7 protein-coding genes are annotated in these 15663 nt (G+C 44.4%); 1 reads left to right on the top strand and 6 read right to left on the bottom strand.

Annotation, left to right across the window (positions count from 1 at the left end):
* Positions 1-2: 2 nt before the first annotated feature.
* Positions 3-1526: a 2,3-bisphosphoglycerate-independent phosphoglycerate mutase gene (gene gpmI / locus NBH07_RS12820; protein ID WP_005861057.1), complete on the bottom strand. Its 1524-nt coding sequence runs from the start codon at positions 1524-1526 to the stop codon at positions 3-5.
* Positions 1527-1632: 106 nt separating this feature from the next.
* Here gpmI and NBH07_RS12815 point away from each other — a divergent pair, with 106 nt between their 5' ends.
* A complete protein-coding gene (locus tag NBH07_RS12815; protein WP_005861055.1) occupies positions 1633-2331 on the top strand; it encodes a M48 family metallopeptidase in 699 nt (232 codons plus the stop codon).
* A gap of 38 nt (positions 2332-2369) precedes the next feature.
* Here NBH07_RS12815 and NBH07_RS12810 read toward each other — a convergent pair whose 3' ends face one another.
* From NBH07_RS12810 to NBH07_RS12790, 5 genes are all read right to left on the bottom strand, one after another.
* The gene (locus NBH07_RS12810) at positions 2370-5084 is read right to left on the bottom strand and encodes a TonB-dependent receptor (protein ID WP_009018389.1); all 2715 of its coding nucleotides are present in this window, start codon (positions 5082-5084) and stop codon (positions 2370-2372) included.
* Positions 5085-5184: 100 nt separating this feature from the next.
* The gene (gene sov, locus NBH07_RS12805; protein WP_009018390.1) at positions 5185-12603 is read right to left on the bottom strand and encodes a T9SS outer membrane translocon Sov/SprA; all 7419 of its coding nucleotides are present in this window, start codon (positions 12601-12603) and stop codon (positions 5185-5187) included.
* 50 nt (positions 12604-12653) lie between these two features.
* A complete protein-coding gene (gene ruvA, locus NBH07_RS12800; protein ID WP_005866654.1) occupies positions 12654-13244 on the bottom strand; it encodes a Holliday junction branch migration protein RuvA in 591 nt (196 codons plus the stop codon).
* 64 nt (positions 13245-13308) lie between these two features.
* Positions 13309-14196: an SMP-30/gluconolactonase/LRE family protein gene (locus NBH07_RS12795; protein WP_005861047.1), complete on the bottom strand. Its 888-nt coding sequence runs from the start codon at positions 14194-14196 to the stop codon at positions 13309-13311.
* 11 nt (positions 14197-14207) lie between these two features.
* On the bottom strand, positions 14208-15662 hold the full coding sequence (locus tag NBH07_RS12790; RefSeq protein ID WP_008780644.1) for a TrkH family potassium uptake protein: 1455 nt from the start codon (positions 15660-15662) through the stop codon (positions 14208-14210).
* Between the last annotated feature and the right edge of the window lies 1 nt (position 15663).

Raw genomic sequence — 15663 nt, 5'->3', positions numbered from 1 at the left:
TCTTATTTAATCAATGACTTGCCAGTCATCTCCTTCGGCTGTTTCAAGCCCAAGATGTGAAGGATTGAAGGAGCCACATCGGCCAAGATACCATCCTCTACTTTAGCGTCCTTGTTGGCTGTCACATAAACGAATGGAACAGGGTTCAAGGAATGAGCCGTATTCGGAGTGCCATCCTCGTTCAAGGCGTGATCCGCATTACCATGGTCAGCAATGATGATTACCTCATAGTCGTTGGCTTTAGCGGCCTCAACCGTATCGTGCAAGCAAGCGTCGATCGTTACAACCGCTTTCTCGATCGCTTTGTAGATCCCCGTATGGCCTACCATATCACCGTTGGCGTAGTTCACTACGATGAAATCGAATTTCTTCGTATTGATAGCATCCACCAATTTATCTTTCACCTCGAAAGCGCTCATTTCCGGTTTTAAGTCGTAAGTAGCCACTTTAGGAGAAGGGACCAAGATACGCTCCTCGCTATCGAACGGAGTCTCGCGGCCACCGTTGAAGAAGAAAGTCACGTGAGCGTATTTCTCTGTCTCGGCGATATGCAACTGAGTCTTACCTACGTTTGCCAAGAACTCACCCAGCGTATTATTTACGTTCTCTTTGTCGAACAAGATATGAACACCCTTGAAGCTAGCGTCATACGGAGTCATACAGAAATATTGCAAGCCCGGGATCGTATGCATACCGGCCTCCGGCATATCTTGCTGAGTCAATACAACCGTAAGCTCTTTCGCACGGTCGTTACGGTAGTTGAAGAAGATCACGACATCGCCTTCCTCGATAACAGCAACCGGCTTTCCGTTCTCAACGTGAACGATCGGCTTGATGAACTCGTCTGTCACACCCTCAGCGTACGACTCTTCCATCGCTTTTACCATGCACTCGGCTTGCTTACCCTTACCTTCAACCAATAAGTCGTAAGCCTCTTTCACGCGTTCCCAACGTTTGTCGCGGTCCATAGCGTAATAACGTCCGATGATAGAAGCGATCTTACCGCCGGTAGTCTTCAGATGATTCTCCAACGTCTCGATAAAACCTTTACCACTCTTCGGGTCCGTATCACGGCCATCCATGAAGCAATGTACATAAGCCTTGCTGATTCCGTATTCCTTGGCGATATCCGTCAACTTCAAAAGATGCTCCAAAGAGCTATGTACACCACCATCGGAAACCAAGCCCATGAAGTGGATCTGCTTATTATTCTCTTTCGCGTAGCTATAAGCACGTTTGATCTCCGGGTTCTCCATGATCGTATTCTCGCGGCAAGCGATGTTGATCTTCACCAAATCTTGGTAAACGATACGGCCAGCACCGATGTTCAAGTGGCCCACCTCAGAGTTACCCATTTGTCCGTCAGGCAAACCAACGTTCTCGCCAGAAGCCTGTAACTGTGAGGCTGGATAAGTTTTCAATAACTCGTCCCAATATGGAGTCGGCGTGTTAAAGATCACGTCGTCTTTACCTTTGTCACCAATTCCCCAACCATCACAGATAATTAAAAGTGCTTTTTTGCTCATGATTGCTAATTTATTATATTGATTATGTTTTTAACCTTTACGATCGCGAAGATAATCAATTCCATCGTATTATTGTTTTTCTCAATGTATTACTTTTGTGGCAGGAATGGAAAAGAATATACAAGACAAGGATTTGGGAGTCATAACGCTCCGTACCACTCCCCGGGCCACTCGATACACGCTCAAGATATCAAAAGGAAAGATAACCGCCACGATGCCACCCGGGGGAGACGAGAAACGTATGATCGCTTTTATCATGGAGAACAAGGCCCGGCTGGTAAAAGCGCTCCAGAAGCATCCGGCCCGGCCCCTGCTCGACGAAAGATCGGAGTTACAGGCTACGACATTCCGCTTGCATATCTTCCGCACCGAGCGAAGTAATTTCTACATGAGATTGGAGGATGGAGTACTGCATATCGCTTGTCCGAATGAGACTCGTTTCGAGGAGGAAGAGGTGCAATCCTTATTGAAATCCATGCTGGAGAAGGCGCTCCGCCACGAGGCGAAACGGTTGTTGCCGGAACGTATCACGCTATTGGCTAGACAACATGGATTTATGTTGACCGGGGTGAAAATCAATAATAGCAAAACGCATTGGGGAAGTTGTACAATGAAGAAGAGCATTAACCTCTCGCAATCATTAATGCTTCTTCCTTGGCATTTGGTGGATTATGTATTATTGCATGAGCTTTGCCATACGATAGAGATGAACCATAGCGAAAGATTCTGGAAACTGATGGATAAGGTGACGGACAATCAAGCGATTCGTTTACGAAGCGAATTGAAAAACTATCACATGTTGTAGAGACAGAGCACGCTCCGTCTCTACAACTAGGTAATTTGTTAGAAATTGGCTCCTACTTGCAGAATGAAAGTCCGGGGTGCGCCGACATCCATCGGGCGGGCGCTATAGCGCTTGTTTAAGAGGTTGTTCACCAGTCCTTGTACATGGATATTCTTCGTCACTTTCATCCCGACACGCATATCCATGACGAAATATCCTTTATTGTTCTCTGCCCAATAATCATGTAAGTTTCCGAATAGCATCGAGCGCATATAATCCATCAGGTTAGGCTCCGCTTTCGTACGCTCATCGACCATAAAATAATCGACCGCCAATGTCTTGCTTTTCCATGACATATTCGTTCCGATATTAAACTGTTTCCATTCCAGATCAAATACCCCCTTTACGGAATGTTTCTGGCGATATTTTAAATACTTGCTGTCATTCGATTTCGAACGCATCGCCATTAAGTCATCATTCGCTTCCTCCTCCGCGTTCCGTGAATCCACGTCCATATCGATCGGATTCGTATAAACATACCCCAAAGTATATGCCAGACGAGTATCACGGTTAAACTCATACACACCCGAGGTAGACAAGTCTACCCCATAAATCTCCGCCCGGCCTACGTTCGTGAACTGAGCGCCGATTCCTAAGCCGTCGCCGCTAGAGAACGCATTGAACAACTTGGAAAGCCCATCGATATAATCGAAGGTCTTATTATTAAACAGGCCGAAACGGAACTCGATCATATCCTTGTAACGGGTATAAAAGCCGGCCACATCGATAAAGCCCTTCAAATTGCCGAACTTATAGCCTTGCTTGAAACCAAGTTCGGCATTATAACCTTGCTCCGCTTTCAATTCAGCGTTCGGGAAAGCTCCCACACCTCCGATATCCTTCAGGATAAACTTCTCCGTAACGGATGGATAACGGTATCCCTGTCCGAAAGATGCCCGGATAAAACTATACTCACCCAATTCATAATTCAAGCCTCCACGGAAAACAGGTTTTACCGGAACCTTCGCCCCGAAAATCTTCGTCTCCGCTTCCCGGTAGAAATCATCGACCCGGTAATACTCCAGACGAACACCGACCGAGACGTTCAAACGATCGATAAACTTATGATCATATTGCAGGAAGGTAGCCACATTATCGCTACTATGCTGCCCGGTCACTTTCGAATCCGCATGAATACGCTCATAAGTACCTCCAACCGTGAGTTGTGAATGTTCGAACTTCTTGCTGAATTGGTAATCCAGATTATAGGAATAGGTATGATCCGTAGCCTCCGGCGCTTTTTTCTCCATCGGTTTCATGGCATCTACCAACCAAGCCCCTACGTTATTCTTATCGGGTAGCGGAGTACGTCCCATCACCCAAGAAATCAAGTCCATATAATCCGCCGAGGTAGCTGTCGGGAAAAAATGATTTCCCAGCTTGCCCAATTCAGCCATCAATCCGCTCACCTTCCCGTTCATCACCTCCGGTAAATACGGTAAGAAGGTCGGCAACAACTCGGTTTGCCAGTTTTGCGCTATATTGATAATCTCCGGGACGGATGAGATATCAAAACCCATATTATTCGTTATGTCAAAAAGAGACTTATCCGTAGTATGCGTGATGATACGGCTTCCCCGATGGAAGAAACGCCCCTTGAAACGATGAGTCGTCCCTTTTTCCGAATTCGTATAATTCAAGAAGGGATCTATATAAAATGTATTCTCACGGCGTCCCATATTCGCCAGCGGAGATTGAATATAGGGCTCCTCCGGAGAACGCCAGATAAAGAAACCGGTATAATCGTTATACAAATAATTCACGTTCACGCCATAGTTCAACCCTTGTACCCGGGGATCGTGATACGTAAGATTCCCACCGACCCGGACACGGCGGTTGTAATTATCCTGCCGATACCCGTCGTCCAAGAATGTATTAGCCCCCACTGTCAAATCAAAATTCTTGATCCTACGGGAATGAGAGAGATCCAAGCCTCCATATAAAGGCGTCCCGTCTTGGCGTGGCTTTCCATACAGACCTCCTTGTACGTTCACCTGTGTTACCGGATCCAATCCGGGGCGTTTCGTTTTCACGTGAATCAAACCATTCAAGGCAGAAGAGCCATATAATACGGAAGAGGCCCCTTTCAGTACCTCTACTTGATCGACGTTCTCCATCGGGATCATATTCCAGTTTATCTCGCCGGAACCCGGAGTTAGCACCGACATTCCGTCCACCAGAATCAAGCAACGGCTACCCACGCCATAGGTCCATCCCGTACCACCGCGTACGGAAGGTTGCCGGTCCGTCACGTCCACACCAGAGATATTCTTCAATACGTCCGTTAAATCTTTCGGAGACTGACGAGTGATATCTTTCGCTTTCAGTAATTCCATAGAGACGGTAATATCGCTTAGCTTTTGCTCATAACGCCCGACGCTCACGACGACCTCGTCCATCATGTTTGAGTTTGTTCGCAAGGATACGTCATGCGTCAAGAACTCTCCCGGATCTACTTTCACGGGAACGCTCAACGTTTCATATCCCAGATAGCTAAAAGTCAATACAGCGTCGCCATCCGTCACTTTCAGCTCATAATAACCGTTTATATCAGACACAGTTCCTCTCGTACCCCCTTTGTCCTTATAAAAAACGTTTACCCCGGCTAAAGCTTCCTTGCTCTCCGCATCCTTAATATACCCTTTCACGTCTTGGCCGAAAGAGGCATGGGTTATCAAGAGAAGAAATAATATCAATTTGTAAGTATTCTTCATATCCAAATTATATTTCGCACAAATATAAAGGTTTATTCCATACCGCTAGACAGGTATTTAAAAACAGACCAAGAAGTCCTGTAAATAGACTATACTCTTTTTATTGCGCTAAGGAGAACCGTAAACTAATACCATAGTTTGAGTTCGAAGTCGGGTAAGATGAGGTGGACACGATCGGCTCATTGATCTGTAAATCATAGAACGCTCTCAATGTCAAGGCACGACTTAACCCGTAATCCGCGGAGAACTGGATGGTCTTGGCGATATTCCCGCTGGTAGCCTGCGTAAACTGATCCTCAATCTTACGGATCAACGATTGCATTTTACGGTAAGAGAAATCTAAGCGGATCGTAAGATCATTACTGAAGTCGCGTGTCTTTTTCATTTTCAACACCTTGTTAAACTCAGTCAACTTATATCCTACTCCTATCACGAATTCGTTGGAAAGCGCTTCCACCAATTGGTAAGAGGAAATATTCAAGCTTAAGTTACGAGTCTTGCGCAACTCAAATTTACCTGTTATATTATTCAATAAAGTAGCGTCCACACCAAACAACGGGCTGAATCCTTCCGTGATACTCACGGCCGCTATATCATAAGGAGACGACGGCGTAGGATTACCTGTCTGGATATCGCGGATATATCCCAAACCATCCTGCCCGGCATCTACCCAATCCAAGAAGGAGGAAAACGCACCTACGCTATAGGAACAACGATATTGATGACTTAACATCATACTCTTAAAGTATTTGCGGATAACCGGTATACGGATCAAGCCATCATACGTAACACGCCAGTTCGGTAGCAGGCTCTTAACAGACGGGAAGGCTGACAAGCCTACCTTATTCGGGTCCTTACCCGTATAAGCCGCCAAGAAAGCAGGTACCAATACCTCCATGGAATTCAGGCTTACGCCTCCCCCTACGGCTGGATCATAAGGTTTTCCCGCTAAAGCATGCCCCGCCATAAAACCGGAGCTCGGATAAACCGTACCGGAATAGGTATCCATCAAACGCTGGGCGATCACGCTACGATGAGCGATAAATTTATCGAACGCTTTCGAGGAATAACCGTTATTAGCGTTTCCGCTGCCGCCGAAAGCGCTCCCCAAGGCAATCGTAGTCATCGTGAAGCTACCTCCCATCTGCTCGGGCATACCGTCTTGCATATAATAGATATCGGTACTACGGGTATCTACCCGGTTTGCGTTCAAATCAATCTTCAAGCCGGCTATAGGTTCTAGATTCGCACGAATCGTAAGATTCTTCGCGCTATTGATCATGGCGGGAGTCGTCATATTCTCATTCTTTACCAGCCAGCCCCGCTCGTCCGCCTCGTCGATAAAGCTCCTTCTTACCGCTCCAAAAGCAAAACCGAGTCCCGGAGCCAAAGTTCCTGTACGCCGTTGTCCGAACATATCGCCAACCTCCGGAGCGTAACCACTCAACATCATACCGTCTATCAACGAATATTGTATGTTTACCCGACGTACCATCATCAAGAAACGGCTACTATACTCAGCGACTTTCGTCAAGGTTCCTTCCAAAGGCTGAGGACCGGGCACGATTGTCAGCTTCAAACGGGCCGTATCCTTATTCAAGATCATGACTTGGGCGTAATTGATCGGCTTGTATTTAATTGAATAGACCTTCCCGTCCGCTCCACGTGCCGTGATACGAACCTTCTTCGTAAACATTCCATGCTGCACGATCGTTCCACTATCCGGGCTCAATTGGATCTCTTTCTCTAGTTTCACCTCTTTCTTCTTTTTCTCCGGTTGACGAGCGCTTACCCGGGAAGAGGCCATAAATTTCTGGTTGATCTTCTTCAGATATTTATTCTTATTGTACAATGACTGCAAATTGAAACTACCCTGCCAGTCAAATTGACGTTGGTTCTTTATTATATTACCCTGTTCCAACTCAATACTAGCGACATTGGCTCCACGATCCCAGTTGTACGTGGCATTATAAGTCAATGAACTATTTACCCAGTCTAATGCCGGTATGAATTGCAATGGCATATTCCAAGTGACATTAAACGTTTGGTCATATTTCAAAGGAGTACCCAAATCACGGATACTTTGCTTCACGGAATCCTTCCATACCTGATAATCATCCGGATTCAATTTCTTATTCACTTGAACATTCGGTTCCTCGATGCGGGCATTCGTACCGGAAGTAAACGTCATGCTCAGATTATTCGTAAAGTCCCAACGCAAACTGAAGGCACGGTCCCACAAGAAATTGTGACTGAATGAGAGCAACTGGTTACCTCCATCCGTAGAACTTGTCAAATCCCTTAGCTTAATCTCATAGTAATTCCGCATCATCGCCGTCTGGAAACTAATATTCGACGGGACGTAATTCAGTCCGAATTGCTTGATATATTTTGTATATCCATTATTCTTCTTCAGCTTCTCGAAGGGTCGGAACGGTTTCACGTAAGGCGTATAATTATAAGCGAAATTACCCCGGTAATCCTTGGTTGTCTCATATTCGGTCTCCGGATTCTTCTTACTGTTCTGGCTATAAGAGTAACCTAACGAGAAGTTAGCCGGATCATACGGCATCGGATTCTTACTACGGATATCCACCTTTACGTTATTGAAAGAGACGCTCTTAATCGTGGTCTGGTCCAAAGAATAACTCTTGATAGAGTCTTTCTCGGCTTGGGTCTCTACCGCATCCAAAGCGTCCGAAAGCTTAATATCCTCATTCAACGGATCATACTCAGGAGTTGTAGTCTCTTTCGAATAAGCATAGTAAAAAGGTATGCTAACCTTTGCTTTCTCAGGGAACAACTTACCCAACTCAATCGAGGTCGCCACACTATATTGCGAATAATCATCCATCCGACGTTCGGCCAGCGACTGATCCAACGCACCAAAGCCGGCGGTTTCCATTCGTCCACTTACATTGACCGTACCCAAATCGGATAAAGCGACGTTCAGATTCGCATTAGCGGCCCAACCACCTTTCTCATCGAAATCGGTCATACGAAGTTCGTTTACCCAGACCTCACCGCTCTTGATATCACCCGTATTATTACGTACGCCGATCATGATCACTTTCACCTCCGCTAAGCTAGGGTTACCGATGATACTGATTTTATTACGCGTATTATCCGGATCATTTTTCGAATAAACCTTTTGGTAGCTTATATTTCCCTGTCCTTGACGTTTCAATTTATTTCGCTCCAACTTCAAGTCGGTCAGCGTCTCCAATTTAAAATTCAAGGTATTATTTAAAGGCCATACTTTTTCTTGATCCGCGCTATTGTTCGTATTATAAAGAATAGTACTATGGGGAGTCAGATCCAAAGGTACCTCATACTCATAATAATTATTCTTATAGTCAGAACCTAAACGAATAAATACAGAGAAATCACCATTCGACAAAGTCTTGCTCTCATCAATCGGCGCTTCCGCATGAGCGAACATTTGTAATCGTTTATACCGGCGAAGGTCATAAGCGGTAGATTTATAAACCGCACGTGCATCCGCAGGAGATAAATCCGTTATTTTCATAGACAATGCCTGCTCGTTCTGTTGAAGCAACTGAGGCTGGCTGGAATCGAACATACGGCTGATACCCGGAGGCAACACATAGTTGACCGGCTGACGCTGCCCGTTCTCCTCTATATTTACAGAAGATACGACGATCTGTCCATCAGACTTTGGCGGAATAAGAGGATTTGACAAATCCTGCGTATAAGTACGCCAATCACCACGAACCAATTCCAAGGTACCGAAACGCAGAACCGTAGACTTACGGAATCCTGTCATATACATACGCATGAAACGGACTGTCTTGAAATCCCGGATCGCTCCAACCCTCTTCTCATAATCTTTAATAGGAATCTTAAATAGATACCATTTTACTTTCTCCTTATCACCATTCATTAAGGTTACTTCCGGAGTACGCTCATCGACGATGTTGTTTACACCGACCTGCAAATCTTTTGGACGGAGAGAGATCTTGTACTCAAAATATTTCTCTGTCTCATTCAACGTATTATCGCCATTGATATCTTCCACATCCGGTGTACTCTTTCCGGCTGTAGCATATCTTTGATCGGATTCTTGTGAGTTTCCCTCTGTACCGTTATATCGTTTATAGCGAGATAAGATATCCAACTCCTTAGCATCGTAATCATCCCCACGGAAATAGTGATAATTATCCCCGGCAGGATCGTTAAAAGGAGAAAACGGATCATCCATCATCTTAGAGATTGTCTCACCGGATAGTTTCGCCCTCAATTTATTCAAATAATCCGCATACGTAGGGAAAATTTGCTCTTCCTCCGTAGAAAGACCGTTCAAACCGACATCTTGCAGCTCACGATTTTGGGCATCAAACGCATATCCCGTACTTTGCGTGCGAGGCACCTTACCCCAAACAGTCGTATCAACTTTCGACATATCACCGTCCACAGGCATGCCATTCTCAAAGAATTTCCGCTCATCTTTCAAAATATCCTCGGAAATCTCACCCAAGTTAAAGTATAGGTCACCACCTTCGGCTGTCTCGTCCTCAAGATACGGGTCTAAAAGCCAGAATTCGATATATTCATAATTGGCAGATTCCAAATCGCTAGGCTCGATCTTACGCATTACACCGCCCCAACGTTTTTCCGGATTACCCAACGTACCGTCCGAGTTTACATTTTCCGCATCTAGGTTATACGGACCACGCTCATTCGGGTAAAAAGCGAGGTTTAATACAGGCAAAGTCGTATTATCATTGGTTCCCAACTCTTTATTCGGGAAGATCTCTTTATAACTGACTCCACGGGTGTAATGATTCGATAAATCATCATTCGTAAGATGTCGAGGGCGGGAAGAGGAACTCTTCCGAGTGAAGATTCCGTCTACCGTATACCAAGCCAACAAAGCTCTGTTTTTACCATAAGCGATATCGTTCACCTTCTCCGCTTCCGGAAATTTAGGATTCGAATCTTCATAGGGGGTACTCGCCAAGTTCCAAGCATACGGGTTCAAAAGATCCATACCACTTTGTGTAGACTCGAAGTCATCCAAATAAGAGTAACCACCCGTATATTGATTCTCATAATGTCCCGCTATTAAATGAGCGAATTCCGCATTGAATGAGATTTGGCTAGGTTTGGTCAATGTCAACAAGGGTAACTTATCAAATACATTTGTCAACCACTGGCTCTCGGCTTTATAAGAGGTATTCAAGCCCCATAAAGTATTCTTTATAGACTCATCTCCCAAAGTGGTTTTTACCGTAAGAGGCATTTCCGACATATGCATAACCGTGGCACCGACCATGAAGTCCTTATTGAACTGGTAATTCAAGTCTAACCCGATCATCGTCTTTCGCTGCATATTAAAAGTAGACTGGTTCTCCAGAGATACGCTAACGGGTGTCCCACTCGATATAATGCTCTCATTCAAGATCGTCACACGTCCTAAACTGTAATCTACCGTATAATCCACATTCTCGGTCAGTGTAGCTCCTCCTGCCGTGACACGTACGGATCCACGGGCCACGTTAGTAGCTCCCAAGTCGATCTCCGAACCCGACGAGGCTTTATACTCACCACTTAAAAGAAATTTATTTTTCTCGGCGATCTGGCGGGCAACGGTTAATGTCGAGTCATACAACTCTTGGAATACATATTTACTGGCATAGGCATTACCTACCTTTTCCCGTAATTTCGAGCCGAAAGGTTGTACACAAGGGAATATAATCTTACCGGTCTCCGCCTGTATCGTATAACCGTCAATAAAATCGAAGAAACCATCCGGATTCGGATTGTCATAGGTATCCAAGCGATCCAGCCCTAATACCCGAATCAAGATTTGATTCGCACAATTACCTTCCGGAAGATAGTTTACATACGTACCGGTAGAATCGCTCTGGTAGGTAACGTTCAACTTAAACTTCTCTTTCTGCACCGAATAAGCACCCAATGAGTATACGTTCTTCATCATCAAGTCCCAGAACATCATATCCGGCGACATCGTGATACCCTTTAGCAACTTCACATAAATACAGTCGCTCGTATTCTCTTTATTATCCGTAGAGAACTCACCGACTTGATAGGTCTTGCCATTATAGATAAAACTAAAAGCGACACCCAATACCTCATCAGCCTGTAACTGAGTCCTCAAAGAAATATAACCCAATTTCTTGTTTAATGTATACTCAGATGACTCTAGCAAACGGGCACTCTCGATTTTTTCAAAATCCCGTCCTCCCTCCATGGAGCCTTTCAACGCATCATTAACCATACTTATCTTTCGGGCATCCGTAAATTGAGTGGTTAAAGTCGTATATAAATTGTTTGCGGAATTATTCGGACGTCTGTCCGTTCCGGAAGGCATCACCAACGCAGTATTACCGATATTACGAGATTCATTTTCTCCCAAATCGGTGAAAGCTACGATATTACGGGACTGGTCATAATTACCGCGTTTATTGGTTACCCACACTTCTATCTTGGAGATCTCGATACCGGAGGTGACGGTAGGCAAAGACTCCATAAACTTATCGTAGTTATCATAGAAATAATGGCCCAAGAAGAAGTGACGGTTCTCGTCGTATTCATCCACCTTGATCTCGAAGGGCTTCGTCTGCACGCCCCCTTTTGAGCTAACCGTCTTGGATTCAGATTCCTGCTGGGCAAATAAGGCGTTCACTCGCAACTTACCAAATTGTAAATCCGCTTTCATACCAAATAAAGCCGCACCTCCATTAATCAAGGAATTGCTGGTATTCATGCTCACGTTACCGGCTTCTAACGACTTGATAATCTCATCCTCCTCGCCTGTATACGCCAACTTCAATTTTTTGGAATCGAAATCAAAAGAGGTCTCGGTATTGTAATTCATTCCGAAATTCACCTTGCTACCCACCGAGGCTTGTACATTCAACTGCACACTCTCGTCAAAATTGAAGAAAGTACGTTTACGGGAACGCTCCGGAAGAGAAGGATCATTATTCTTATTCGTCTTCAATCCCATCGTGATCTCGGCCGAACCTTGTGTTCTTACACGTACTCCACCGGGGCCGAAAATACGTTCCGCCGCACCGATATTAAACTGCATATCGGTTAAGTTAAACTGTTTATTCGTAGCTTTTTGGAATTCTTCCTCGTTCTTTTGGCGGAAATAGGAACGAAGTGATTGTTGCATAGAATAATCTTGGTATTCCGCTGGGGTTAAACTCATCGGCGTACCAATCTCCATATCGCCTAATTTCGTACGGACAATATACGTATTCGTCTTTAAATCATACTCAATCGTAGTCTTGACATTCTCCGGATCACGCAAATCGGCAGGTGATTGTTTCACGATATCTTGATATTCCTCCGGTGTAGTTTTAGCTACCGGATAACGGGGAGGAATCGTATCCTCCGGAGCTTCCAGCAACTCCAATTCCGGCAAAGATGATGTATACGCAAGGTAATCAGCATTCAGCGAATACAAGCCGACACCAAACAATAATACAACGATCCATATGGAATATTTCAGTATTCGTTTTCTCATTTTCTCATTTAATTGTCAATTGTTAATCGTTAATCCTCAATTGTCAATTATCAAAGCATTCTAAGCGCAGTTTTAATTACTTGTTCCACAGCTAAAGTGGGCGAGCCTTTCAAAATAGCGGATACCGCTTTTTGCGAAGCCGCTTTCTGGAAACCTAACATAACCAATGCGGCTACGGCCTCCTCGGTTACCGCTCCATTAGAGACTGATGCCTCCGGCAAGTTTCCGGCCATACTCTCCATAGGTTTCACCTTATTTTTCAAATCTACCAAGATACGCTGGGCCGTCTTCAAACCAATCCCTTTCACGGCAGTCAATGCGGCCTCATTCTTCGAACCGATCACTTGAACCAATTCGGATGGCGGTAGAGAAGAAAGGATCATGCGTGCGGTATTCGGTCCCACTCCAGAAACGGAAGTAAGCAAAAGGAACAACTCCCTTTCGATTTTCTCGGCAAAGCCAAATAGTAAATGAGCATCTTCCCGGATTACCTCATATATATATATTTTTCCGGTAGTCTTGTTCCCAAACGCACTATATGTATTCAAGGATATATTCAGCTCGTAGCCTATACCACCACACTCCAAAATCATACGTGTAGGTGTAAGTTCCACGATTTCACCCTTTATATATTCTATCATCTATATATCTTTTTAATATTCCGTACCTATTATAACGCAAAATTAATCAAAAACGTATATCGGGTTACCATTCTTTTCCCGGATAAGGAACCTTAAAGGTTTCAAAACAACCCCGATCCTGCAATGTCACATAACATTGACGATGATCAGGTCCTCCAAATGTTAAGTTAGACGGCTGCTTTCCTGTCAATTGAATCTCTTCAACTAAATCTCCTTGCGGATTTAACAAAGCTATAGTACCCTTATCATAACGGCAAATATAAAGATTTCCTTTCTCGTCACACTTCATACCATCCATACCGTACCCCTCAAAAGTATGAAATAGACGTTTATTCCTTAAAGTACCATCCGGGCATATATCATATACCCAGACTTTTAATTGAGCAGATTCATTAATGTACAAGCGTTTACCATCCTCACTCACAGCGATGCCATTAGTCGTTCCCATATTCGTCTCCAATAAGGAGACTTTCGCATCCGGGGTAATCAACCAAAGTTGGCCTTTTTGATTCGGCCAATCCGGGTCACTCGCATAGATATTTCCATTGGAGGCAAATACAATATCGTTTGGTTGATTCATCTTTGGCTCATGAGCGAATACACTGATCTTCTTAGATTTCATATCCACTTTTAAGATATTATGCCCTGTATAATCCGCCACGTACATATTTCCGTCTTTCCCGAAGCGGATACTATTCCCGGTAGATCCTTCCGGCAAAACGAGAAAACAGCCATGGCTACCATCTGGGCGTACAATACCGATCGTCCCTTCTTTCTTATAATTTACGGCATATAAATTTCCTTCGCTATCTACAGCCGGACCTTCTATTCCGGAAGTAAATGTGTGCTCTGGCATCCAACCTGTTGCTTTCAATACATTCTGGGCATTTAAAGAAATCCCACAATACAGAATACCACACAGCAGACTAGCAATGACCTGTATACTTTTCATTTTCAATAATTTTACTGTTTCCAAAAACCGGGGACTAATATCGTTAATACCGTAAATATCTCCAGACGCCCTGTTAACATCAAAAAAGACAGAAACCATTTCGACACCGTGGGAACATCCGCAAAATTACTTACCGGACCAAGCGTTCCCAAGCCGGGCCCTACGTTACTTATAGCAGAAACAGCGGCACCAATCGCCTCCGAAAATCCCATCCCATCCAAAGATAAAGCCAAACAGCTCACCACGATTAACGTAATATAAGCGAACACAAAAGCTAACACACGATGTACGATATCACCAGATACGACATGCCCGTTCATTCGTACTGGAATCACCGCATGGGGATGTGTCTGTTTCTTAAATTCATTGGAGAGATTCTTCGTTAAAATAACGAAGCGTCCCATCTTCAAGCCACCGCAAGTAGATCCGGCGCATCCACAAATAAACATCAAGATCAATGCGATAAACCAGAAAAACGGTCCCCAAGGAATATAGTCATCCGTAGCGAATCCACAGGTAGAAACCAAGGTCACCACTTGGAAAGCCGCCTTACGGAACGCATTCTCTACATCCGAGGCGAATCCAAGGTACAAGATCCACACCATGACAACGATAATAGCGCCTAAAACAAAAAAGAAAAACCAGCGAAACTCCTCATCTTTAATCAATTTCTTCACATTTCCATTAAAACAGAAATAAACCAATGTCATATTGGTAGCTCCGATAAACATGAAAATAGTTATTACATACTCTATATAAGAGGAATTCCAATAAGCGATACTTGCGTTTTTGGTTGAATATCCACCAGTAGATATAGCCGTGAACGCATGATTTACCGCATCATACAAATTCATCGGACCAGCCCATAAAAGGCCGACTAAAAAAAGTGTCAGAAAAACATACACCCCCCACAGGCGTTTAGCGACTTGCGTAATACGAGGACGAAAACGTTCATGGGTTATACCGGGCGTTTCGGCATCAAACATCTGCGAGGCACCACCTCCGAAAATAGGCATCAAAGCCACGGTGAATACGACCATACCGATACCTCCCTGCCACTGTGTAAGACTCCGCCAGAATAAGATACCTTTAGGCAACGCTTCTATATTCGTTAAAATAGTAGAGCCTGTAGTCGTAAATCCGGACATGGTCTCGAAAAAGGCATCGGTCACATTATCTATATATCCTCCTATATAGAATGGTAACATTCCAAATAAAGAGAATAAAATCCATGTCAATGTCACGATCAACATTCCTTCCCGCCGGCCGGCCGAGTGTTCATTCGCCTTAAAGCCCATAGAGTAGAACAAAAAACCGGTCCCGAATAAGATTCCGCTTGAAATAAGAAGCGGATATACATCACTCCCCCGATAAAGGAAGGCTACGACAGTAGCAGCCAGCATAAAAAAAGTCTCAAGGATGAACATCACCCCTAGCATCTTCACTATAAAACGTACGTTCAACATA

The organism is Parabacteroides sp. B2-S-102 (assembly GCF_023656665.1).
GTDB lineage: Bacteria > Bacteroidota > Bacteroidia > Bacteroidales > Tannerellaceae > Parabacteroides > Parabacteroides distasonis.
The sequence above is the reverse complement of the archived record's forward strand: the minus strand, read 5'-3'. Positions and strand labels throughout refer to the sequence as shown.

Excerpts from the sequence above, each read along its gene's own strand:
- gpmI (WP_005861057.1), bottom strand. The coding sequence starts at position 1,526 with ATGAGCAAAAAAGCACTTTTAATTATCTGTGATGGTTGGGGAATTGGT.
- NBH07_RS12815 (WP_005861055.1), top strand. The coding sequence starts at position 1,633 with ATGGAAAAGAATATACAAGACAAGGATTTGGGAGTCATAACGCTCCGT.
- NBH07_RS12810 (WP_009018389.1), bottom strand. The coding sequence starts at position 5,084 with ATGAAGAATACTTACAAATTGATATTATTTCTTCTCTTGATAACCCAT.
- sov (WP_009018390.1), bottom strand. The coding sequence starts at position 12,603 with ATGAGAAAACGAATACTGAAATATTCCATATGGATCGTTGTATTATTG.
- ruvA (WP_005866654.1), bottom strand. The coding sequence starts at position 13,244 with ATGATAGAATATATAAAGGGTGAAATCGTGGAACTTACACCTACACGT.
- NBH07_RS12795 (WP_005861047.1), bottom strand. The coding sequence starts at position 14,196 with ATGAAAAGTATACAGGTCATTGCTAGTCTGCTGTGTGGTATTCTGTAT.
- NBH07_RS12790 (WP_008780644.1), bottom strand. The coding sequence starts at position 15,662 with ATGTTGAACGTACGTTTTATAGTGAAGATGCTAGGGGTGATGTTCATC.